General features: G+C 52.4%; 22 protein-coding genes. 4 read left to right on the top strand and 18 right to left on the bottom strand.

Features of this window, described 5'->3' with window-relative positions:
* Positions 1 to 52: 52 nt before the first annotated feature.
* Both INT19_RS15065 and cysM read right to left on the bottom strand, forming a co-directional pair.
* Complete coding sequence (locus tag INT19_RS15065; protein ID WP_193061355.1) at positions 53 to 1519, bottom strand: TRAM domain-containing protein; 1467 nt, start codon at positions 1517 to 1519, stop codon at positions 53 to 55.
* Positions 1520 to 2416, bottom strand: coding sequence for a cysteine synthase CysM (gene cysM, locus INT19_RS15060; RefSeq protein WP_193061354.1), 897 nt, complete (start codon positions 2414 to 2416; stop codon positions 1520 to 1522). It abuts the gene before it with no gap.
* A gap of 91 nt (positions 2417 to 2507) precedes the next feature.
* Between cysM and INT19_RS15055 the strand changes: the two genes are divergently transcribed.
* Complete coding sequence (locus tag INT19_RS15055; RefSeq protein ID WP_193061353.1) at positions 2508 to 5207, top strand: ATP-binding protein; 2700 nt, start codon at positions 2508 to 2510, stop codon at positions 5205 to 5207.
* A gap of 60 nt (positions 5208 to 5267) precedes the next feature.
* Here INT19_RS15055 and acpS read toward each other — a convergent pair whose 3' ends face one another.
* From acpS to rpoE, 12 genes are all read right to left on the bottom strand, one after another.
* On the bottom strand, positions 5268 to 5645 hold the full coding sequence (gene acpS / locus INT19_RS15050; protein ID WP_193061389.1) for a holo-ACP synthase: 378 nt from the start codon (positions 5643 to 5645) through the stop codon (positions 5268 to 5270).
* Between the two features lies 1 nt (position 5646).
* Positions 5647 to 6465, bottom strand: coding sequence for a pyridoxine 5'-phosphate synthase (gene pdxJ / locus INT19_RS15045; RefSeq protein ID WP_193061352.1), 819 nt, complete (start codon positions 6463 to 6465; stop codon positions 5647 to 5649).
* 35 nt (positions 6466 to 6500) lie between these two features.
* Complete coding sequence (recO, locus tag INT19_RS15040) at positions 6501 to 7193, bottom strand: DNA repair protein RecO (RefSeq protein WP_193061351.1); 693 nt, start codon at positions 7191 to 7193, stop codon at positions 6501 to 6503.
* Positions 7194 to 7201: 8 nt separating this feature from the next.
* The gene (gene era / locus INT19_RS15035) at positions 7202 to 8101 is read right to left on the bottom strand and encodes a GTPase Era (RefSeq protein WP_038485185.1); all 900 of its coding nucleotides are present in this window, start codon (positions 8099 to 8101) and stop codon (positions 7202 to 7204) included.
* Positions 8098 to 8790, bottom strand: a complete 693-nt coding sequence (gene rnc / locus INT19_RS15030; RefSeq protein WP_009722084.1) for a ribonuclease III — start codon at positions 8788 to 8790, stop codon at positions 8098 to 8100. The genes era and rnc overlap by 4 nt, the downstream gene beginning before the upstream one ends.
* Positions 8791 to 8851: 61 nt before the next feature.
* The gene (gene lepB, locus INT19_RS15025; protein ID WP_193061350.1) at positions 8852 to 9655 is read right to left on the bottom strand and encodes a signal peptidase I; all 804 of its coding nucleotides are present in this window, start codon (positions 9653 to 9655) and stop codon (positions 8852 to 8854) included.
* Between the two features lie 15 nt (positions 9656 to 9670).
* Positions 9671 to 11488 carry a translation elongation factor 4 gene (gene lepA, locus INT19_RS15020; protein ID WP_038485191.1) on the bottom strand — a complete coding sequence of 606 codons (1818 nt, stop codon included), beginning with the start codon at positions 11486 to 11488 and terminating at the stop codon, positions 9671 to 9673.
* Positions 11489 to 11680: 192 nt separating this feature from the next.
* Positions 11681 to 13099, bottom strand: a complete 1419-nt coding sequence (locus INT19_RS15015) for a DegQ family serine endoprotease (RefSeq protein ID WP_193061349.1) — start codon at positions 13097 to 13099, stop codon at positions 11681 to 11683.
* 80 nt (positions 13100 to 13179) lie between these two features.
* Positions 13180 to 13626 carry a SoxR reducing system RseC family protein gene (locus INT19_RS15010; protein ID WP_193061348.1) on the bottom strand — a complete coding sequence of 149 codons (447 nt, stop codon included), beginning with the start codon at positions 13624 to 13626 and terminating at the stop codon, positions 13180 to 13182.
* A 14-nt stretch (positions 13627 to 13640) separates the two neighbouring features.
* Positions 13641 to 14558, bottom strand: a complete 918-nt coding sequence (locus tag INT19_RS15005) for a MucB/RseB C-terminal domain-containing protein (protein WP_226916728.1) — start codon at positions 14556 to 14558, stop codon at positions 13641 to 13643.
* 89 nt (positions 14559 to 14647) lie between these two features.
* Positions 14648 to 15388 carry a sigma-E factor negative regulatory protein gene (locus INT19_RS15000; RefSeq protein ID WP_193061346.1) on the bottom strand — a complete coding sequence of 247 codons (741 nt, stop codon included), beginning with the start codon at positions 15386 to 15388 and terminating at the stop codon, positions 14648 to 14650.
* A 296-nt stretch (positions 15389 to 15684) separates the two neighbouring features.
* On the bottom strand, positions 15685 to 16284 hold the full coding sequence (gene rpoE / locus INT19_RS14995) for an RNA polymerase sigma factor RpoE (RefSeq protein ID WP_038485199.1): 600 nt from the start codon (positions 16282 to 16284) through the stop codon (positions 15685 to 15687).
* 378 nt (positions 16285 to 16662) lie between these two features.
* Here rpoE and INT19_RS14990 point away from each other — a divergent pair, with 378 nt between their 5' ends.
* Positions 16663 to 17739, top strand: coding sequence for a 3-deoxy-7-phosphoheptulonate synthase (locus tag INT19_RS14990; protein ID WP_193061345.1), 1077 nt, complete (start codon positions 16663 to 16665; stop codon positions 17737 to 17739).
* Between the two features lie 85 nt (positions 17740 to 17824).
* Here the strand turns inward: INT19_RS14990 and dinG are convergent, their stop codons facing one another.
* Both dinG and rhlB read right to left on the bottom strand, forming a co-directional pair.
* A complete protein-coding gene (gene dinG / locus INT19_RS14985; protein ID WP_193061344.1) occupies positions 17825 to 19954 on the bottom strand; it encodes an ATP-dependent DNA helicase DinG in 2130 nt (709 codons plus the stop codon).
* A gap of 5 nt (positions 19955 to 19959) precedes the next feature.
* Positions 19960 to 21234 (bottom strand): ATP-dependent RNA helicase RhlB, encoded by a 1275-nt coding sequence (gene rhlB, locus INT19_RS14980; protein WP_089037774.1) that lies wholly within the window; start codon positions 21232 to 21234, stop codon positions 19960 to 19962.
* A 145-nt stretch (positions 21235 to 21379) separates the two neighbouring features.
* Here rhlB and INT19_RS14975 point away from each other — a divergent pair, with 145 nt between their 5' ends.
* Both INT19_RS14975 and xthA read left to right on the top strand, forming a co-directional pair.
* Positions 21380 to 21628: a hypothetical protein gene (locus INT19_RS14975; RefSeq protein WP_038485210.1), complete on the top strand. Its 249-nt coding sequence runs from the start codon at positions 21380 to 21382 to the stop codon at positions 21626 to 21628.
* Positions 21628 to 22461, top strand: coding sequence for an exodeoxyribonuclease III (xthA, locus tag INT19_RS14970; protein WP_193061343.1), 834 nt, complete (start codon positions 21628 to 21630; stop codon positions 22459 to 22461). Before INT19_RS14975 ends, xthA begins: the two co-directional genes overlap by 1 nt.
* 69 nt (positions 22462 to 22530) lie before the next feature.
* Here the strand turns inward: xthA and INT19_RS14965 are convergent, their stop codons facing one another.
* Positions 22531 to 23670 (bottom strand): hypothetical protein, encoded by a 1140-nt coding sequence (locus tag INT19_RS14965; RefSeq protein WP_319022019.1) that lies wholly within the window; start codon positions 23668 to 23670, stop codon positions 22531 to 22533.
* Positions 23671 to 23739: 69 nt separating this feature from the next.
* The coding region (locus INT19_RS19540) for a TonB family protein (protein ID WP_226924666.1) at positions 23740 to 24226 on the bottom strand (487 nt) is incomplete at its 5' end.

The following is a 24226-nucleotide window of genomic DNA, read 5'->3' as shown; positions in this document are numbered from 1 at the left end:
CAGGGTGACGGCTAGCCACTTTCCGTCACCGAGGCTTGATGCAATGGGCAGGCTAGCCCTCGTATTCAAATAGCATCAGCGTTTCCAGGTGAGCAGTGTGTAAAAACATATCGGCCACTGCTACTTGCTTGACGCGATAACCTGCATGCACAAGATGTGCCGCATCGCGAGCAAGCGTTGCCGGGTCACAAGAAATATAGGCCACCCGGGGTACATTGTAACTACCTAATACTTGGCAAACTGCTTCTGCGCCGCTGCGCGGCGGATCCAGCACAATCGCATCAATTTGCTGATGCTCGCTCAATAGCATTTGCACCTTTTTGGCATCACTTAAGTCTGCTTGCTGGGCATGCACATCCAATAGATTAGCATCAGCGTTAGCGGTAATTCGCTCCACCATCGCTGGATTGCCCTCTACAGCAAGCACCTTTGCTCCTGCGGCGGCTAACGGCAAACTGAAGTTACCAATCCCAGCAAAGAGATCTACGAGCTGTTGCCCTGGCGCTGGCTTTAACCATGCTACCACCTGAGCTACCATCTTTTGGTTAACCTCAGCATTTACCTGTAAAAAGTCACCTGGTGAAAAACGTAACGTCACTAGGCGGGATGCTTTATCACCCGGCAAACAGTGTTCACTTGTGGGTGAACTCGCTCTTTGAATTCCGAGTTCATCAAGATTAAGTACTTCTTGTAGAACGGGTGTAGCGCCACCATGTGCACCATTCCAGTGCAAAACAGGCGTTTCCCGCCCTAACCAAGTGCCGAGCGAGACCTGCTGCTGTTCCGCAAACTGCTGCCAGCGAGCCCTATCTTGATCATGGGCTTTTAACTGACGCACTAGCACTACTGTCGCCTCATCGGTCGCCAGTAATTCGACATGGCCAACGAGACGGGGCGAGGCTAATGTTGCCAGCAGTTGCCGTAACGGAAGAATCAATTTGTTCAGCGCTGGCACCAGCACATGGCACTGCTCAATATCAACTAATCGGTGGCTGTTGGGTGCTCGAAATCCCAGTAGAACATTCCCCTGACCATCTACCCTAACCCCCAAACGGGCGCGACGTCGGTAGTGCTCGCTACCACCATCTAACGCAGCAATAGGACCTAGCGTAAGGCCCTGACGCGCCATTAGCTCGGTGACAACGTCGCGCTTATGCTGGCGTTGTGCAGTAAGATTAAGATGCTGTAAATCACAGCCTCCACACTGCCCAAAGTAAGTACAGGGAGGCTCAACCCGCTGTTCTGAAGAGGTGAGCCGGTTTTTTATATGCGCTTCGTCATACCGCTTACGCGTCACGTGTATCGCGACATCGACATGTTCACCAGGAAGCGCTTGGTCAATAAAGACTGTTTTTCCCTCGACACTGTGCGCTACACCACGGCCATCATGAGCTAAACGCTCAACCACCAGCGTTGTCGAGGTATCATCTTTTGACTCAGTTTTACGGCTAGGTTGGCGAACTAGCCCTGAGTGTCCCGAGGCGGGGCGAGATGGCCGCCGCTTACCCAACATGGCCATCTATAACTCCGGGGCAAATAAGCCTGTGGAAAGGTAGCGATCGCCTCGGTCACAAACGATGAAGACAATGACCGCGTTCTCAGTTTGTTCTGCGATACGCAGTGCTCCAGCCAAGCTGCCACCTGACGACACCCCGGCAAAAATACCTTCTTCACGCGCCAGGCGGCGCATGTGGGCTTCTGCTTCTTGCTGAGAGATATCAAGGGTAATATCAACCCTTGGTGCTTCAAAAATCGACGGCAGGTACTCTTTTGGCCAACGACGAATCCCCGGTATGCTCGCACCATCCGCCGGTTGTAAACCGACAATTTGGATCGCTGGATTTTGTTCCTTGAGATAGCGAGACACCCCCATGATGGTGCCAGTTGTCCCCATTGAACTGACAAAATGCGTCACTTCACCGCCGGTTTGCTGCCACACTTCGGGCCCCGTTGTGCGATAGTGCGCAAGCGGGTTATCTGGATTGGCAAATTGGTTTAGCGGTTTACCTTCGCCTCTTGCAATCATCGCATCGGCAATATCTCGCGCCTCTTCCATCCCACCTTCTTTGCTCGCTGACACCAATGTGGCACCGTAAGCCGCCATAGCCTGCTTACGCTCTTCAGAAGCGTTTTCAGGCATGATTAGCGTCATTTTGTAGCCTTTGATAGCAGCGGCCATGGCCAAGGCAATACCCGTATTACCCGAGGTTGCTTCCACCAGCGTATCGCCTGGAACAATATCGCCCCGTGCTTCAGCTTCACTTAACATAGAGAGGGCCGGGCGATCTTTCACCGAACCAGCAGGGTTATTGCCTTCTAGCTTGGCTAGAAGCGTGTTATTACGACCAGCCGTTATGCGCTTTAAACGAACCAGTGGCGTATTGCCAACCACATCTTCGAGCGTCGGATAATTCATCGTACATTCCTTATCATCACCATTATGCTGCATTATATCGGCGCTGCCGTTAGCTTGACAGGCAACCTCATTGAATCAACGAGCTTCTCTCATGTCTTTAAACACGCGCTTACTCTTTGCGTTACTCGGGCTTCCACTTCTTGTCTATGCCGTCATGGCACTATTGCTGGTGGTGCAAAGCGAGACCACCGGCCGTGACATGCTAGAAGAGCGCTTAGTTAGCGCTGGTGAATTACTGGCACCAAGCCTGGGTAACGCCATGATAGATGGCGACTTGCCTCGTTTGGAAGCCATTGCCAGACAGCTTCTGGAGCACAAAGGGTTACGTGCGGTGACGCTTTTCGACGAGCAAGGGAGTCGCTTATTGGTACTGGGACATTCGATACCTCCCCCCCCTCGCCTAAATGTCCCCAATGCTACGACACTCACCATGGATGAAGCTATTTGGCGTTTACAGGTACCTCTAACCACGTCTTACGGCCAACCATTTAATCTCGCTAATACTGGCTGGCTTGAAGCCGAAATGGACATACGCACGCTTAAACTGGAGCGCTATAAGCTCATTGCTAGCCTCAGCTTAGGCGGCATGCTGCTTGGGCTGCTGCTTTTTTTAGTCGCGTTTGCGATCAGCCGCTACGCTACTCGCCCAATTGAAGATGCGAACCAAGCGCTTTACCGCCTATCCCGGGGGGACTACCGGCCTTATATGGCGGCTGCCCGCCCTACCGAGTTTCGGCAACTGGCAGAACATATCAATGGGTTAGCGGAACATTTTCGGCAAGCTCAGCATGATATGCAAAGCCAAATCGAGCAAGCGACCAGTGAACTGCAAGAGTCCATGGAGACGATTGAAGAGCAAAATATCAAACTCGACCTTGCTCATCGAAGCGCACTACGCGCGAATGCAGTGAAGTCCGAATTTTTGGCTAATATGAGCCACGAAATCCGCACCCCTTTAAATGGCATCATTGGTTTTTGCCGTTTATTAGGCCGCTCGTCTCTCGACGCTCGGCAGAAAGAATGGCTAGAACATGTGCACCGTGCGTGCGATAACCTGTTGATGCTAGTCAATGATGTGTTGGATTTCTCGAAACTAGAGGCCGACCGGCTGACGTTAGAAGAAGTCGATATCGATCTTGTGTCGCTGATGGATGAAGTTGTTGGCCTTCATGCACCTGAAGCTCAGCGCAAACGGCTGCATTTAGTGGCGATGGTTTATGACGATGTGCCGTCAACGCTTTGCGGCGACCCGCTACGCATCCATCAAGTCCTCAATAATTTGACCAGCAATGCCCTGAAATTTACCCAGAAGGGAGAAGTCATCATTCGTGTCATGCTGGACAGTCAGGAGGGCCAGCATGTTGTGCTGCGTATTAGCGTTAGTGACACAGGCATTGGCTTGAACGAACAACAACAAAAGCAGCTATTTAGCGCCTTTTCCCAGGCAGATCCTAGTCACTCCAGACAGTTTGGCGGCAGTGGTTTAGGGCTGACGATTTGCAGGCAATTAGTTCAACGAATGGGGGGAGAGATTTCTGTTGATAGTGAGCCTGGAGAAGGTGCAACCTTTTCATTTACGTTGCCACTACTTGCCGACATGAGCAAGGAACGGCCACAGGAACTCTCACTCGACGGCTCAATTATTCGTTTACATGAGCCCCATCTACCCACTCGCAATGTGTTGGAACACTTAATGGAACGCTGGGGCGCAACGGCCGTCTCTTTCATTGAATCTGGCAACGAGCAACTGCTACTGCTGAGCCTAGATCATGATGACTTCAGCGGTGAGCGAAAGACCTATTGGCAGTCAGTAATTGCTCAAGCGCCCTGCCCAACACTCATCCTTGCAAACGCCACTAGCTTTGAACTGCCTCACTGGGAGCTTCCTAATGGGGGGGATATACTGTGTAAACCATTTACCAGAACTCAATTGATAGCCACGTTCAAACAACTACTGGAACCTGTCACAGCCACTATTTCTGCCAACGCACAAACGGTTAAAGCGCTCCCTTCGTCAACATTCACGGTGCTGATCGTTGACGATAATGCGCCCAACCGCGAGCTATTAAAGGCTATGCTCGAAAATGAGCATATCAACATTGTATTGGCTGCCAGCGGCCAGGAAGCGTTGGATTACGCGCGTCAGAACGAAGCAGACATGGTGCTAATGGATATTCGTATGCCTGATATGGACGGCGTTCAAACCACCCAGGCTTTGCGGCGTATTAATAATAGCTGGGCGCGCTGCCCAATTATTGCCGTGACCGCACACGTGCTAAGCGATGAACGTCAGCAGTGGCTTGTGGAGGGTTTAGACGACGTATTAGTGAAGCCTATCAATGAAACTCAACTGCAACAGCAATTTCAACGCTTCTTGGGCATTACGCTGCCAATCAGTCCGCTGTTACAGACGTCCCCAAAAGCCCCTGCTCTTGGATATACACCTGCTGCGTTATCCGTCATTGATCTTGAGCTCGGCACGCGCCTAGCAGGCGGCAACCCCGAGTTCGCCAAACAGCAACTAAAGCGACTGATCGATAGCCTAAGTGAATGCGAACAGCAAATTCGCAGCGCTTTCGAAGAAAACAACCTGACGGCCTTGCTCGATCATGTTCATGCGCTCAATGGTGCCAGCCGTTACTGCGGAGCACCCGAGCTCGCGCTAACGGTCGAAACGTTGGAGACACGCTTACGCACCGGGGGCTTGGAACAGGCTGAAAATTTACTTGATAAGCTGTATGCCGCCATCAAACGCCTCAGGGAGCAGCGGAGCACGTTAAATCAGCGCTAGTCCGTTAGCGCTCAAGTACTAGCGTTCAAGTACTAGCGTTCAAGTACTAGCATTCAAGTACTAGCATTCAAGTACCACAAATGCCACCGCGTAATCTGCTTCATCACTGAGCGTTATATGAGTAGCCGAGGCGCCGCTAGCTTGAAATAGACGAAGCGCCTCACCACTTAGCTGCAGGCTTGGCTTGCCCAGCGAATCATTGAGGATCTGAATATCGCCCCATTGCATACCGTTTCGCAAACCAAGCCCAAGCGCTTTAACATACGCTTCTTTTGCTGCAAAACGCTTTGCCAAATAGCTAGCGGGATGACCTTTTGTCTGCCACACAGCTTGCTCTTCAGGGCCTAAAATTCGCTGGGCAAAGCGTGGCCCATGGCGTTTTACTGCCTTAGCAAAGCGCTCGACCCGGGCGATATCCGACCCAATTCCGACAATCATCTTAGTGGCTACAGCAACCGTCATGCTTGTGTTCGTGCTCATGTTCATGCTCATGAGCATCTAACGCCGCCATTAACCCAGCTTCCTGACCAGCAATGATCAAGCGTTTCATTTCTTGAATGGCGCCCTTCAAGCCGACAAAAAGAGCTCGAGCAATAATTGCGTGACCAATATTGAGCTCATTAACACCCGGCAGCGCAGCAATCGCCTCAACGTTGTGGTAGTGCAAGCCATGCCCAGCATTAACCACTAAGCCAGCAGAAACAGCGTGAATGGCCGCTGCACTCAGGCGTTCATATTCAGCAATAGCAGCCGCACTGCCAGGTTTTGCTTCTGCATAGGCACCTGTATGCAGCTCAATCGTTGGTGCCCCTGCACGAATGGCAGCGTCAATTTGCGCGTTATCAGGATCGATGAACAAAGACACGTCGCAACCGGCTGCGCTTAAGCGCTGACAGGCATTGGCAATAAGATCAAAACCACCCACAACGTCCAAGCCACCTTCGGTGGTTAGCTCTTCACGCTTTTCTGGTACTAAACACACGTGTGCCGGGCGTATTTCCTCAGCCAGCAGTAGCATTTCTTCAGTGACAGCCATCTCTAAATTCATGCGCGTATTAAGCATTTCTGCCAATAGGCGAACGTCTCTAGGCTGAATATGGCGACGATCTTCACGCAGGTGAACCGTGATGCCGTCAGCGCCCGCTTCTTCTGCTAATAGTGCCGCTTGAACGGGATCAGGGTAACGAGTACCACGCGCTTGGCGTAGCGTCGCAATGTGATCGATGTTAACGCCTAATAAAATCCGCGGAGGATGCATCGCGTGTCTCCAATAAGTGATATCAAAATGCCCACCTAGCGCTGTCGGCGGCGGGCCAAATCGAGCATTAGTTCTCGGGAACGTAAAGCAGTCGCGCCTAAATGAGGCGCAAGCGCTGCCCGCATCACCGCTTTTAATGCACTTGCTAAGCCAACGGGCTTCCAATCGCCTTGATCAATATAGCGCAGCGTGCGACCTTCGATGCCCTGCTCAGCAGGTACAAAAGCACGACTTGCTGCATCAAATCGATAACGCGTTTGGGGATCAAGCGCACCGCCATCGTAAGTACAAAAACGCGGCGTTGCCTCTAACGTCTCCAACAGCGCCCATTCAAAACGTCGCAGCGCCAAGGCGCGGTTCGCCGGTGTTGGCAATGCCTCTAACAGCGCGCTATAAAATGCAAAAACCTCTGGCGCTGCAAGCTCCAAAGGCAGTAGACGCGTGGCTATTTCATTCGCATATAAGCCGCAGAGCAACCCTTCTCCAGCTAGCAATGCCGTCTGGCCTCGCGACTCCATCAGCATTAATCGTTTTAGCTCACGCTCGCCGCGCCACGACACAAACAAAGGGGTAAAGGGTTGCAGCCGTTGACGCGACTTAGAACCTGGCCGCTGCCCTCCATGGGCAACGGCGCGGATACGACCATGGTTAAGGGTTAACAAATCCACCAGCGCACTGGTTTCACGGTAAGGCCTGCGATGCAGTAAAAACGCTGGCTCTGCCGACATGGAAGCACTCAATCGAGATCGTAACCCAAGCTCTTTAATGCCCGCTCATCATCAGACCAGCCGCGCTTCACTTTCACCCATAGATTGAGCATTACCTTGGTACCCAAGGCGCGCTCCATATCTAGGCGGGCTTCGCGACCAATGCTTTTAATACGCTCGCCATTCTCACCGATCAAGATAACCTTTTGCCCCTGACGTTCGACCAGGATTAAGGCACTGATATGGGTCACACGCTCGGTTTCACGGAACTCTTCGATTTCCACGGTCATTTGATACGGCAGCTCATCACCAAGCTGACGCATGACTTTTTCACGCACCAACTCAGCCGCCATGAAGCGCAAGCTCTTGTCAGTGATTTGATCTTCCGGGAAAAAGTGAACGCTCTCTGGCAAGTATTTGGCAACTTCCTGCTCGAGCGTATCAACTTGGGTGCCATGCTTGGCAGAAATAGGCACAACCGCAGCAAACTCACGGCGTGCACCTACTTCAGCTAACCAGGGTAACAAGTCACCTTTATCGTTTAAGCGATCTACCTTGTTGACCGCTAGAATCACTGGTGCTTTCACGTGCTCAAGCCGCTTTAGCACGGCTTGGTCTTCATCCGTCCAACGAGTGCGGTCAATAATAAACACCACACAGTCAACATCACGTAACGCCTGTGTTGCGGCTTGATTCATAAAGCGGTTGATCGCTTTATTGCGGTCTTTGGACATGATGTGCATGCCAGGCGTATCAACATAGATGAACTGTGTCTCTTCTACCGTCTTAATACCCATTACCTGATGCCGCGTGGTTTGAGGGCGACGCGAAGTAATAGAGATCTTTTGCCCTAGAATCCGGTTCATGAGGGTTGATTTGCCTACGTTGGGCCGCCCAACGATGGCCACGAAGCCGCAGGTTTGACTCATGACTTGTCTCCAGGTGTTTTTTCAAGGTGGAATAGCGCTTCTTCAGCTGCCTGTTGTTCAGCATGGCGGCGGCTGGGACCTTTACCAGTGGTATGCTCGGTTAGCAAATCAATGTAGCACTCCACGGTAAAGGTCTGGGCATGCGCCTCCCCCTTTACAGAGACTACTTCATAGCGTGGCAACGCTGCCTGACGCGATTGCAAAAATTCTTGCAAACGTGTTTTGGGATCTTTCTGGGTATCTTGTAGCGAAATATTTTCAAGCCGCTCGGCGTACCATGCCAGCACACGTTGACGAACTACGTCCATGCCCGCATCTAAATAAATAGCGCCAATCACAGCTTCTACTGCATCAGCCAAAATGGATTCGCGGCGATGCCCGCCGCTCTTCATTTCTCCCGAGCCAAGCCGTAAGCATTCGCCGAACTCCATTTCTCGAGCCAACTCAGCCAATGTCTGGCCTTTTACCAAACGCGCTCTAAGACGTGATAATTGTCCTTCCCTAGCCTGAGGGAAACGTTGAAAAAGCGCCTCAGCGATTACAAAATTGACGATAGAGTCACCCAGAAATTCCAGGCGCTCATTGTTACGACCACCGTAGCTACGATGGGTCATGGCCAGTTCCATCAGCGTAGGGTCACCGAAGGTATGGCCGATTCGTCGGCAAAAAGCGGTTAAGGAATTACTCACAGTGCTCCTACGTCGTTGACGTTAACTAATATGACAGCATTAACAATTTCTAAACTATTTTTCATTCAATACGCCGCACGCTGGTAAAGCTAGGCAAGCCACCGTCCCAATGCATCCAAACGGCAAACGCTCTTCCAACAATATTATCTTCAGGAACAAACCCCCAATAACGGCTATCGTTGGAGTGGTCACGGTTATCACCCATCGTGAAATAGTGCCCATCCGGAACAACCACTTCGCGCATCTGGGGGCCAGGATCGCGGGGGTTATTATATATATAGTGGCTAATGCTACCTAATTGCTCTTCCAATAATAGCTGTTGCGGCGAAAGTTCGGGGCCTTCTTCAATCAATGCTTTAGTGACTGGCTCACCGTTAACATACAGCTGTTTTCCCTCATAGCGAATACGGTCACCCGGCAAACCAACCACACGTTTAATAAAGTTGACCGATGGCTCCTCTGGAAAGCGGAACACCATCACGTCGCCGCGCTCGGGATCATCAACTTCTAAAAAACGGCTGTGCAGCACCGGTAATCGCAGGCCATAGGCAAACTTATTCACCAAGATAAAGTCACCCACTTCAAGCGTCGGCTTCATTGATCCAGATGGAATTTGAAACGGCTCAATAATAAAACTACGTACGACCAACACCACCAGCAGAACTGGAAAAAATGAGCGTGAGTAGTCAATCGGCCATGGCTCTTTGAGCAACGTCTCTCGAGTCGTTCCATCCAGGCCTTCCGTGGTAGCTGCTTCAGCAGCGGCCAATCGCTCACGCCGCTTAGGTCTAAGCCAAAGCACATCCAGCAAATATATTGCCCCAGAAAGTGCAACGGCAATCACCAGTAATAATGAAAAATCCATGTGGGGTAAGTATCCCTAGTCGTTTACCTTGAGCACAGCAAGGAAGGCATCCTGGGGAATTTCAACACGCCCCACCTGTTTCATCCGTTTCTTACCGGCCTTCTGTTTTTCCAATAGTTTCTTCTTACGGCTTACATCACCGCCGTAACATTTGGCCGTCACGTTTTTACGCAGCGCTTTGACTGTTGAGCGCGCGACAACCTGGCCACCAATAGCGGCTTGAATAGCCACATCAAACATTTGCCGCGGAATCAGCTCTTTCATTTTTTCCACTAGCAGGCGACCACGGTTATGCGCATGGTCACGGTGGATAATGACGGCCAGTGCGTCAACTTTATCGCCATTGATCAGCACGTCCAGGCGAACCAACTTAGCCGCTTCAAAACGTTCGAAGTTGTACTCAAGTGATGCATAACCACGAGAAATAGACTTCAAACGATCAAAGAAATCCATGACCACTTCTGACATGGGCAGTTCATAGGTTAACTGGATCTGATTACCCAGAAACTGCATATCTAATTGCGTACCGCGACGCTGCTCACACTCAGCAATCACGTTACCAACATACTCCTGAGGAACCAGAATACTGGCACGCACGATGGGTTCACGCATCTCATCAACGTCTGCCATATCAGGCAATTTCGAGGGGTTCGATACGTATTGAATCTCGCCGTTTTTCATGGCGAGTTCATACACCACCGTCGGCGCTGTGGTCAGCAGATCAAGATCATATTCACGCTCTAAGCGCTCTTGAATGATCTCCATATGCAGCGTACCCAGGAAGCCGACGCGGAAACCAAAGCCCAATGCATCCGAGTTTTCCGGCTCATATTCAAGCGAAGCATCATTGAGCGCAAGCTTCTCAAGCGCGTCCCGAAAGTCTTCGTAGTCATCGGCACTAACCGGGAACATACCTGCATATACCTGCGGCTTCACTTTTTGGAAACCAGGCAGGCGGGGAACATCAGGGGTTTTGGTGTGGGTGATTGTATCGCCCACCGGTGCTCCGTGGATCTCCTTGATGCCAGCGACAATAAAGCCTACTTCACCAGCACGCAAAATATTGGTCTCTTTGCGAAGCGGTGTAAAGATCCCTACTTCGGTGGCCCCCCAGTCACGCCCTGTGGACTTGATGCGGATTTTGTCGCCTTTGCGCAATGTTCCGTCGAATAAGCGCACTAGCGAGACAACCCCAAGATAGTTATCGAACCAAGAGTCGATAATAAGCGCTTGCAAGGGTGCTTCCGGGTCACCTTTAGGTGGCGGAATATCCCGCACTAACCGCTCTAATAAGGCGTCGATGCCGATACCGCTTTTAGCCGACACTTGGCAGGCATCGGTGGCATCCAAACCGATAATTTCTTCGACTTCCTGTGCGACACGATCAGGGTCAGCCTGGGGCAAATCAATCTTGTTAAGTACTGGGAGTACTTCCAAGCCTTGTTCAATTGCGGTGTAGCAGTTGGCAACCGATTGAGCCTCCACACCTTGTGCGGCGTCTACCACCAACAACGCCCCTTCACAGGCATAAAGAGAACGCGACACCTCGTAAGAGAAGTCCACGTGCCCAGGCGTGTCAATGAAGTTGAGTTGATAGACTTCACCGTCTGCAGCCGTGTAGTCAAGCGTGACGGACTGCGCCTTGATGGTAATACCACGCTCGCGCTCAATATCCATGGAGTCGAGCACTTGCTCCTTAAGCTCTCGCTCGGTCAAACCGCCGCAGGTCTGAATCAAACGATCTGATAGCGTCGATTTACCATGATCAATATGCGCAATGATGGAGAAGTTGCGTATGTGCTTGAGCTTTCCGCTGGAAACGTCTTGAGACATCGAGTGTGTTCTGCCTTATGGGTGTGCAAGGTTGTAGCTGGCTTTATAGAGCCAATGTGCGCAGGCAATAAAGATTGCCGCACGACTACTTTGCCAATGTTCGTCAAAAAGATAAGCGCTATTGTAGCGATATGCGGGGGATAGGAACAGCAGTCCGGCGAGAACCGCCGGACTGGAGAGACAATCAGTGGATTACTCTAGACGTAAAGCCACAAATAGCGAGCGTCCATCTCGATACAAGCGCAATGGAATTGCGCGATCATCTGGCAGTTCTTCAACAATTCTCAACAGCTCATCTGCCGAAGCAACGCTGCGATGGTCAATACTGACTAATATATCGCCCACACGCAGCCCCGCTTGCGAGCCAACACTGTCGGGTTCGACCTGACGCACTTCCACGCCACCACCAATATTTAGGCGCTCACGGGTTGCCTCATCAACTTCTACCACAGCCACACCCAGACGAACCTGATTATTGCTGCTCGAACTATCGCTATGACCAGCTTCTAAATCAGGCCAACTACCCAGTTCAAGCGTTTCGGTTACCTCTTCGCCATCGCGCATCAGCGTTAAATCCACATCACTGCCAGGAGCAACGCGACCAATCAGACGCGGTAACGTGCTGGAACGATCAACCTCTTCACCGTTCACTGCAATAATGACGTCCCCTGCTTGAAGACCACCTTGCGCCGCAGGCCCATCCGGATCTAGGTCAGCAATCAGCGCGCCAATGGCTTCCTCCATGCCAAACGACTCAGCAAGATCACGAGACACAGGCTGAATCATTACGCCCAACCATCCACGATTCACATGTCCGTCTTCACGTAGCTGATCGGCCACATCCATGGCTACGTTAATGGGAATAGCAAAAGAGAGCCCCATGAAGCCACCGCTACGCGTCAGTATTTGTGAGTTAATACCGACGACTTCCCCTTCAAGATTAAATAAGGGGCCACCGGAATTACCTGGATTAATAGCAACGTCGGTTTGGATAAAAGGTACATAAACATCACGGGGCAGCGTGCGGTTAATAGCACTTACAATGCCAGCAGATACAGAGTGGTCAAAACCAAAGGGTGAGCCTATGGCAGCCACCCACTCACCGACTTTTAATTCATCGGAGTCGCCCAGATCAAGCACTGGTAAATTGTTGGCATCCACCTTCAGTAGCGCAACATCTGTTTGCGTATCGCTACCCACTAGCTCTGCGGTTAGTTCTCGACGGTCGTTTAATCGCACAAGAATTTCATCAGCATCTTGAACCACGTGGGCGTTCGTCAGCACGTAACCATCTGCACTAATGACGAAACCAGAACCAAGTGACTGGCGCTCTTCACTGCGGTTCGGCCCTCGACCAGGGGGAGGCGTAGGAAAACTATCGCCAAAAAAGTGGCGGAATATTTCAGGGATATCCTGGCCACCGAACCCTTGAATAGAAGGCCCAGAGCTACGCTGAATCGTCCTGCTAGTAGAGATATTGACCACACCAGGGGCAGCGTCTTCTACCAATTTGGTAAAGTCTGGCAAGTTCTGCGCGTGGGCATTTTGCCCAACGACCAAAAGCACAATAAAGCACAACCAAAGTGCGGAAGGAAAAACCAAGCGCTTCATGCAACAGCTCCTAATCAAGCAAAAGTACTAACTACGTACTAAACACAAGGGAGTGCAACTCTCAGCGAGTTACAGGAGTATTAACTGACCAGACGCGGGCGGAAGCGTTCCACTCGTCCGCGTAGTAGATATTTCAGGATGACGACAGCGCCAATTAAGGTACTAAAAAATAGCATCGCACAAACCCCATTACTCGCCCCCATTCCTGACGCCGTACCAGAAATGATGATGGCAAATAGGAGTGGTAATGCATAAACGAGCAGCGCCAGAATATTTACATCACTCTTAGTAACGGTGAACGAAACTGAGCTACCTATTGGATAAAGGCTTGAATATTGCGAGGGCAAACCGCCCGGATCAATGACGGTGCGTGGTTGACGGCGAGCTAACAACCCTGCGCCACACCCACGCCCTTCAGCACACTGCTGACAAGCGACACTGCTCGACACATCGACCACTAATCCTGCTCTAGAGTGAGCAATGACGGTGCCTGAGCGTACGATAGCATTGCAATCTGTAGTGTTCACAACGATGTACCTGGTTATTCAAATTGCACTGACTGAACAATGCGCTGCAACAATTCAACGGGCAGCTCGCCGATGCCCACTAATTGCCAGCTCTGATCTCCGACATCAATCAACGACACAGCAGCGTTAGATACACCGACTCGATGAAGACCTTCCTCCAACGCTGGCTGACTGGCGGGCGATACAAACACGCTCACAGCCGCTAACCCGTCGCTATACACACGCTGGCCGCTTTGCTGCCCTGGCTCCAAGGGCTGCTCGACAAATCCTTCAGGCAGCCAAGTTACTTGCCAAGGCTGGTCAAGCATCTGCTCATCGCTGGGGCTGGGCACTTCACCACTATAGGCGGTAGGAGAGTGAAGCTGGGTAACCTGGAAGGTTTCAAGGACACGGCCTTGAGCATCGCTAAGCACATGCTTAAGCAACAGTCCTGTCGCTCGATCGATCCACCAAGTATGTTGATATCGCTGGCTATCGATAGGCGAAAAGCGAAGCTCTACAGCATCACGCTCAGCTACGCGTGTTTTATCCTGAAGCGTTATGTCATAGTACTCGGCAACATGCTCTGCCCATGCTTCTGGTGCAGATACTGAGTCAGACTCGCCAGCTGGAAACCAAGCTAAATGCCCAGCGATGGAACGGCGTTCAACGCTAACGGACGGGCCATCCAGGTGCTGCACAACTTGTTGGCGAACGCCATCTCGAACACGGTGGGAGAGCGCCAGTGTTCTCACCCCTATCGCATCAATAGAAACCGCACGCGCTTGAAACTCAAAGCAGTGCCCAGCATAGACACTGGCCACTAGCCACTCATGAGCAGTAGTGTAAGGGGCTTGGCTGGGAGCATCTGCGCAGGAAAGCGATGGGTAGCTATCAGCTTTCAAATGGAGAGGCAGTAAACTGGCGCTCAATACACACAGGCCAACTACCAACTTACCTCTCCCGTATAGATATTTACCTATCACGTTTCCAGCCACGCGGGCCCTCACTTGGTTAAAAAAGTTGGCCAACGCACCTAATATTAACGTTGTCCTAAAGGCTCCGTTACTGAAGAAGAGCGCATTAATGGCATCCAGCTATCACCACTTCCACCGGCAGCACCTTGCGCGTGCTGCTCAAGGTACGTCTTAAGCAGGCGAATCTGGTCAGCATCAATAGCCAGTGTCTGCTGGGCCATGTCCCCTTGGGGCGCATGAGGTGTTGAGAACCCAGCGTCGCTGACATTCATAAAGCCGCCTTGTCCAGATTGGCCATTCACACGAAACGGCGTTTGTTCAAACATCGGCATTTCTGATGGCGTCATGGAAGCGGGTTTAGAAGCCGCGAGATTAACAGGCTGAACCTGCACACCACTGCCGGACTGGGCAGCAATGCTATCGCCTGCATTCTGCGCGCTACCAGACGTTGTGTTGCCGTTGTTAAAGAACTGCACCCCGGTAATAACCATCAGTGAAACGGCAGCCGCTACCCCGGCACCACGGGCAAAGGAAAGTCCACCAGAACGAGTGGGAATAACCACGGTGTCGTCTTCAAGGGCTGGAGCAGGTTCATCGCGCAATCGATCCATAATGCCAGCAGAAAGATCGATGCTCACATCGACATTTCTTTCACGCTGCATCATGCTGCGCGCCAAATGGTAGCGCCGCCATGTCTCCGCCGCATCAGAATCGTCAGGCAATGACTTCAACACTCGGCGCAATTCAAGCTCGTCACTTTCGCTATCCATCAATGCTGAAAGCGACTCCCGTGTGTTATGACTCATACTTCACACCCTCACACTGTGTTGTTAGAAGCGCTGCGGTGACACTGCTACCCAGTGTTTACCACCACAGCCACTCCACAGGCCAAGACCTTGTTTCAAATCGCCAATTCCTAAACGCTTAATTATCAGCAGATTAAACTGTTTGACTACTGAACATTGAACGTTCACTTGGCGCTTACTCGACCCAACTAAGATCGTCAGGTTCTATGACGCTTCACTTTCCAGACAGTTCACAAAAAATCTAAAAACGTAATCAAATGTGAATTTAGCGCCCTAAACCTACCACCATCTGCCCCTTACTCATCACGACTGTTCCGGGCCGTTGTCACTAATGGGCGTATATGCTCATCAACCGCCTCACGGGCGCGAAAAATACGCGAACGCACAGTTCCTACGGGGCACTGCATCACTTGGGCAATATCCTCATACGCAAGACCATCCAGTTCACGCAGCGTGATCGCCGTGCGTAAATCATCTGGCAGATTTTCGATGGCTTCGTAAACGGCTGCCTCCAACTGATCCCGAGCAATCGATGCCTCTGGCGACTCAGCGTCAGCCAACCGTCCGCTCTGGTCAACCATTTCAGCATCGACAATATCTAGATCACTGCCGGGCGGTCTACGCCCCCGAGACACTAAATGGTTTTTGGCAGTGTTGATCGCGATACGGTACATCCATGTGTAAAACGCACTTTCCGAGCGAAATTTCCCCAGTGCTCGATACGCTTTGATAAAGGCTTCTTGCGCCACGTCTTGTACTTCGGAGTGATCGTGAACATAACGACCGATCAGCCCAATAATTTTGTGCTGGTATTTTTTGACCAATAGATCGAAAGCGCGTGTATCACCTTTTTGGGCACGTTCAACCAACTGCTGGTCTGTTTCACGAGTGCCCATTCACACCCCCCTCCCGCTCGTGCGACGCACGCCGAGCGCTATTTCTCTTCGCCCTTTCATGTGGGCCTTCACAGCAAGCAGCATAGTGTCCCTTGGGCATTGGTTAATCTTAATGATGACAGATAATAATGAATGATTCGCCTACCACATTCAGTGTAAAAAAGTATTCAGTGGTGCTTAGTGTTGCGCGTTCTTAGCGAGGCATCAAGCGCTTACACACACTCCCCCTCATTCCTCTCAACTTTCTTCACAGCCCCCACAAAATCTTGACCGTGACACTTTTCGACAAGATCAAGTTCCGTAACAATTGATTTTTACCTGCCTGACACGCCATAGTAGAGCCACTTTTAAGTCCATAGCGCATGCACAGGTAGCACGATGTCAGATCAGCAGGTTAATAACCTTAACGTCCTCGCACAGGATGTTCTCACCACCCCCGAAGCCCTTAAACAGACTATTCCGCTTACAGAAGCTGCGGAACGCTCTGTTATTGAGGGTCGCCATACCATCCAAAACATCCTCGATGGTAAAGATCACCGGCTTCTCGTCGTTGTAGGTCCATGCTCCATCCATGATGTCGATGCCGCACTGGACTATGCTCGCCGCCTGCGTAAATTGGCAGACCAAGTGAGCGACAGCCTGTTCATTGTCATGCGCGTCTATTTCGAAAAACCCCGTACCACAGTAGGTTGGAAAGGGCTGATAAACGACCCTCATCTTAACGACTCTTTCGAAATTGATGAAGGCCTCCATATCGCGCGCAAGCTACTTGTCGATCTGGCTGAGCTTGGCCTGCCGCTCGCAACGGAAGCGTTAGACCCGATCTCCCCCCAGTATATGCAAGACTGCATTAGCTGGTCTGCAATCGGCGCACGCACCACAGAATCGCAAACCCATCGTGAAATGGCATCAGGGCTCTCCTGCCCCGTCGGCTTCAAAAACGGCACCGACGGCAGCCTCGACGTCGCTATTAATGCCCTGCAGTCTGTTGCCAGCCCGCATAACTTCCTGGGTATCAACAACGCAGGCCAAGTTGCCATTATCCGTACACGGGGTAACGCTTACGGCCACGTCGTGTTGCGCGGCGGTAATGGCAAGCCAAATTACGATAGCGTCAGCGTTGCTCTGGCAGAAAAAGAGCTTAAGAAAGCTGATCTTTCAGCCAACATTATGATCGACTGCTCTCACGCTAACTCTAATAAAGATGCTGGCCTACAGCCGCTGGTGCTCGAAAACGTCACCAACCAAATCCTAGAAGGCAACAGGTCCATTATTGGCCTGATGGTCGAGTCAAATATTGGCTGGGGCAACCAGAAAGTTCCTGCCGACCTTAGCCAGCTAACCTATGGCGTTTCCATCACCGACGCCTGCATTGATTGGGACACAACGGTTGAGACCTTTACCCGCATGAACGACAAGCTTGCGCCAGTGCTCGCCCAGCGCATCGCACAGTAAAAAACGGCTAGCAACCATAAGCGCCCCGCAAGGTAATTCGCCTTAGCGGGGCGTTTTTATTGCTGCCTTTTAATACTACCTTTTATTACGGCATGATCTCTCGTTTGAACGGCGGCAGTGCATCTAGCAACGCCTGGCCATATCGACGCGTAATCACCCGGCGGTCCAACAGCGTGATAACACCGCGGTCGCTCTCCTTACGGATCAATCGCCCACAGGCCTGCACTAGCTTGATTGACGCATCTGGAACGCTAATCCGCATAAACGGGTTACCGCCCTGGCTTTCAATCCATTCGGCAAGCGTAGCCCCCACAGGATCATCTGGCACTGCAAATGGCAGTCGGGTAATCACCACATGGGTGAGGTAGTCGCCAGGCAAGTCGATACCTTCAGCAAAACTAGCCAAGCCAAAAATGATGCTCCCATTGCCATCGTCGACAGCCGCGCGATGACGCTCAAGCAATTCATGCTTGGGTAACGCATCCTGCGCTAACACGCGCCCCTTAGCCGCCGCAGGCAAGGCTTTTTCCACTGCTCGCAATTGCGCCCGGGAAGAAAACAGCACCAGTGCCGCTTCGTCGTCTCCCAGTTGGGTCACGAAATTAACAATGGCGCTTTCATGGGCATCACGATCACTGGGATCGGTCGCCTCCTTCGGCACGCGCAGAATGGCCTTGGCGTAATCAAAGGGGCTCGGCAACGCCTGATAGCGGTAGCGGTTTGCTAGCCCAGCACGCTCTTGAATTCGCTCAAAACGCCCCAGCGCGGTTAGTGTTGCTGATGTTACTACCGCGCCATGGCAGCGCCCCCACAAATGTTTCGCGAGGGTATGCGCTGCGGATACGGGGCTTGCCGAAAACTCAATTTCCGGCTCTCCCGCCACACGACTAAGCGTGATCCAACGAGCACTGGGCGGCGCATTGGCAGCATCCTGCTCACTGAACGCTTGCCATAGTGAATGGGCATCAAGCGAACGCCCATGCAGCAGTGCAATCAGCGGCAACCACGTGTCGGCTTGATCCCTATCCAACCCTGTTTGCTTCTCAGGGTCGAGGCTTTCGCGCAGAATATCGCTAATGCTCTCCAGACTGCGTGACAGCGTGGCGAACATAACCAGTAGTTGCTGAGCTTGTTCGCGAAGCGCTTCTGGTACCTGACCTTTTTCAAAACGAAGTTGATGATTAGCTTCTTCATCCGACAAGCCGTTTTCCCGCCCAGCCAGCTGGTGCCCCATGCTAAATACATCGCCTAAAGCGGGCTCTAAGCTATGCAGCAGCTCAGGTAGCCCAGCGAGCAAACGCGCAATCGTCGGCTGAACTGCTAACCCTTGATGCAGATCGGTTAGGCTGCTTTTCAGTGTTTTTAACCACCGCAGGCAGCCATGCACCGCAAAGCGATGGGCAAAGTGGGAAAGCGCCTTATCCGGCAGGTGGTGGCCTTCATCAAAGACAAAAATGCAGTCAGCGGGATCGGGTAGAATCGCCCCACCACCCAGCGCTAGGTCAGCAAGAACCAAGTCATGGTTGGCCACGATTATATCGGCATCTTCCAGATCACGCCGGGAACGGAAAAAGGCACAGGCACCGAAATGACCACAACGACGCCCGGTGCACTGACGATGATCCACCGTAAGCTGTCGCCAATGACCGTCGTCGATCGACGCCGACCACGTATCGCGATCACCTGCCCATTCACCTTTTCCGTAAGCTTCGGCCAGATCCGTGGCTAATAGGGAAAAGTCACTACTGTGGGATTGAAGTAACTGCTCAAACAGCGACAGTGTTGGGTTTGGCTCAGAGCCTTCTAACGCCTGATCAAGGCGCGCAACACATACGTACCTGCCGCGCCCTTTTGCCAAGGCGTAACGAAAGGCAATACCGCTATGACTGGCAAGCGAAGGCAAGTCCTGATTAAGCACCTGCTCTTGCAGTGCCACCGTCGCGGTGGAAACAATCAATCGCTTTCCCTGCGCCTTAGCAATCGGCAATGCGGCAATCAGATAGGCAAGCGTTTTACCGGTTCCGGTACCCGCTTCCAGCACACATACATGATTATCGTTTGTGCGCTTGCCTTCACTATCCTGCTCAATGCCACCTAGCGTACGAGCGATTTCTGCGATCATCAGACGCTGGCCGTAGCGTGGTGTCAGCTCAAGCTTCTCCACCACGCGACGATAGGCGTCTTGAATATCGCTTTTCAGCGCATTATCGAGCATGCGCGTTACAGCATGCCTTCCGGCGGATGTTCGCAGGGCAACTTACCGTTAATGTAGCGCTCAATTTCTGGTAGCGAGAACGCATCTTCTTCGCCAACAAAACTAATCGAGACGCCTTTGGCACCCGCACGACCGGTACGTCCAATGCGATGAACATAATCTTCCGGATCTTCAGGCAACGTGTAGTTAATCACGTGGCTGACATCTTCAATATGAATACCACGCCCTGCGACATCAGTTGCCACCAGCACTTGGATTTCTCCTTCACGGAAGCTTTCCAAGGTTTTGATGCGCTGATTTTGCGGCACATCGCCAGATAGCATAGCGACACTGACGCCTGCTTTTTTCAGCAAATCATCTAGCTTGCGCACGAGATCACGACGGTTACCAAACACCATCACGCGCTCGAAGCTCTCTTGCGTCAGCAGATTCACCAACAGTCGCTGCTTATCGTCATCAGAGACTAGATAAACGCGCTGATCGATATCTGCCTGGTTCTCAACGGTGACTTCAATCTCTACATGAGCAGGATCGAGCGTCCATTGACTCGCTAGGTTCAAGATATCGTCGGTAAAGGTTGCCGAGAACAGAAACGTCTGGCGCTCCTCTTTTTTAGGCGTATAGCGAATGATGCGCTTCACATCGGGAATAAAGCCCATGGAAAGCATGCGATCCGCTTCATCCAATACCAACACTTCAACTTCGGAAAGGTCGATATCGCGCTTCTGGTGGAAATCCAGTAAGCGACCGGGTGTTGCCACCAGAATATCGATCTTCTTACCCAAGCTGTCGCGCTGCTTTTGATAGTCCATGCCGCCGACAACACTGGCCACATTGAGCTGCGTGAAGCGAGCAAGCGCTTTAGCATCTTTTTCAATTTGCAGTGCCAGCTCCCGGGTAGGCGCAATAATCAACGCACGGGGTGCGCCTTGTTTTTGGCCATCAGGGGTCGGCTCTTCCAGAAAATAAGCCATTACCGAGATCAAAAAGGCGGCGGTTTTTCCGGTGCCTGTCTGCGCCTTGCCGACAATATCGCCACCCAGCAACGTGTGACGCAGTGCCTCTGACTGAATAGGCGTGCAGTATTCAAACCCTTGGGCATGAATGGCACGCATTAAAGGCAGCGGCAAATCAAAGTCATGGAAGCGCCACTTGCCGGCAACGGCGGGCACCTGAAACTGACGAAGATCCCAGTTCGATTGACGACGACGCGGCTTCCGACGGCGGCGTTTAGGCTTGCGGTTCTGGGCCGATGCTGTGGTCTGTTCCGACTCGCTCATAGGCTGTGTATCTGTCCATTGCTGTGGATGTTAGGCATCACGAAGTGCGCATTGTACCAGGGGTTGGCGATAAGAGCGCGTCCTGCTGTCGAAGGAGTGCGCTTGCCTGTTAGAATGAGGCATAAATTAACCCAAGGAGCGCGACATGACGCGTAAGAAAAAAACTCGTTCGCTAGCGGATAAGGTAACTATCCGCACTGGTCGCCGCAAAGATTACAAAAAATGGCGCCATGACAACCCTGACCAAGTGGCTCCTTCACGCCGCTTTGTGGCTAAGAAGCAGCAACAACGCAAGCTTCAAGCCGTGCGTAAATTGGCACGCCAGCAAGACGGACAGAATATTGCCATCCATCCTGATAAAGAAGGAGACAACCCTTCAGGAGATCGTTCGTAATGCGTTTGGTCTCGTTTAATATCAATGGCATTCGGGCACGGCTTCATCAGCTTCAAGCGCTGATTGATACGCAGCAGCCAGACGTCATTGGCCTACAGGAAACCAAAGTACAAGACAGCGAGTTTCCCCTGGCTGACGTTGAAGCCATGGGCTATCACGTTTTTTATTACGGTCAAAAAGGCCACTACGGGGTTGCCTTAATGTGTCGGCAAAAACCCCAAGCGGTATTTTATGGCTTCCCTGATGATGAGGAAGACGCCCAACGCCGGATGATTGGCGTACGGTTACTAGCCGATAATGGTGAACCGGTCACTGTTTGGAATGGCTACTTCCCCCAGGGTGAAAACGTTGAACACCCAACTAAATTCCCACATAAAGCGCGCTTCTATCGGCAGTTGGCAAGCCTGCTACAAAACCAGCACCATCCTGAAGAGCAACTGGCGATCATGGGGGATTTCAACATATCGCCGGAAGATCAGGATATTGGCATTGGTGAACCGAGCCGCAAACGCTGGTTGCGCGAGGGCAAAGCCAGCTTTCAGCCTATCGAGCGAGAATGGCTTGAAGGTATAAAAGCGTGGGGCCTTAGCGACAGCTATCGGCTGTGCCACCCAGATAACAGTGAGTGGTTCAGCTGGTTTGACTATCGCTCAAAAGGTTTTGACCGCGAGCCAAAACGCGGCCTGCGCATTGACTACATTCTGGTGACTAAACCGCTTGCCGAATGCGTCACCGGTGCAGGCATTGATTATGAACTGCGCGGCATGGAGCGACCTTCCGATCACGCTCCTACCTGGAGTGATTTTGCGCTGACGCTTTCCCAGACAGACTAAGCACAAACAAGCTAAGCACACGTACGCCCCTTACGTTATTCGAGGGGCGTCTACTGTGGGCTTTTCACTTCACTCCTCAAAATTCGCCAACCACTGCTCTGCCTGATCATCACCAAGATTCGCCGCCTTGATAAGCGCTTCCTCAGCCTGACCATCTTGCCCCCAGCGGTAAGCCAGCTGCCCGTACTGCCGCCAGTCTTCCGCTTGCTGAGTGTTTTCAGCAAGTGCTTTCCAAGCGCTTAACGCCTTATCAACATGCCTAGCCTGCTGCCACGCCCTCGCCAGCAGCCGTAACGTTTCTTCATCACGCGCCAACACACCTTCTTGAATAGCCGCTTCTAAGTGCTCACCAGCCCTAGCTGGCGTACCACCCGCTAAATGCAGACGAATCAACGTTAAGCGATCTTCAGTCGTGGTGAACTTCCCCAGCTGCCATGCCATCTCCCACACACCAGCCGCCACACCAGCCTGGCCTGCTTGCTGAGCAAGCCCTGCCGCCTGACGCCAAGCATCAGGCTCGCTCTGCGCATTCAAATCACCCACTAGCCAACCGAGAGCTTGCTCGTTTTGTCCCGCATTGCGTAACACCACCGTGGTTAGTGCCTGCTGCGCGTCAGTCAATCCACCTTTTTGCAATAGCGGGAACAGCCATTCAGCGGCGTCATCCCAGCGCTCCACTTCCGCCAATAAGCGAATCAGTCGCCATGCTGATTCATCGTAGTGAGGACTGCCCTGGGATTGGGTTAGCCACTGCTCATATAGCGTGATGGCTTCAGTACGCTGGTTACCTGCGCGACGCAGCGACGCCTCATCACGCAGCCAGCGCAAAATTTGGCTGCTAGGCACGCTAGGGCGCTGCCGTGCGCTGGCTAACTCATCAGCTGCCGCAACGTGATCACCTTGACGCACCAACGCACTCGCAGCGAGCTGATGATAGAGCGCACTTGCCCACTGGTCCGCACGATTGCCGCCAGCGAGGCGCGCCGCCTGAGATCGCGCATGTCGCGTAATACGGTTGAGCACATCGCTATCAGCCTCGCCGCTGGGCTGCTCAGCTAATTGGCTTTGTAACCCATTAAGATCGCGAACAATGTCACCCGGCAGCGGTTCGTTCGCGTGCGCCATGACGCTTAGCGCGCTTAATACGACGATTCCCACCCAACGCTGCATACTCTTTCCTCGACTGGCATTTTCAATGGACTGACTCAACGAACCATTCCAACAAACCATTTCAACGAACTATTCCAACGAGCTGTTCCAACGGACTAGCTCAACGGGCTATCTCAACCGGAACTCAATGCGCTGCGTGGCGCGACGAAGCTGCTGACCGGGTTCGAACTGCCAGCGCGCGATCGCTTCGCGGGCTGCATCTTCAAACACTCGCCTCGGCTGCGCCCGCGTCACGCGAATCGTGCCGTTATCGACGCTACCATCTCGGCGAATAACAAACTCCACCTCAACAAAGCCTTCCATGCCCCGCCGCTGAGCACGCGGCGGATAAGAAGGATTCACGCGACTGGTCGGGGCAACTTGCCCGACACTGACAGGCTCATTCGATGGCGCTGGCTCTGCCACTGGCGCGGCCTCTCGCTGCGCTGTCGAAGGCGCAGGAGAAGGCGCTGCCGTTTCTGCTGGCTGTGGCGCAGGGTCAGGTTGCGGCGCTGGTCGTGGAGACGGCTTCGGCGCGGGCTGCGGGGTGGGTTCGGGAGTAATCTCAGTCAGCTCTGGTAACTCACTCTCCAACTCAACCGGCTCCACTGGCTCC

It is taken from the genome of Halomonas sp. 3A7M, assembly GCF_014897875.1.
Lineage (GTDB): Bacteria > Pseudomonadota > Gammaproteobacteria > Pseudomonadales > Halomonadaceae > Vreelandella.
This window is presented reverse-complemented; position numbering and strand designations above follow the sequence as displayed.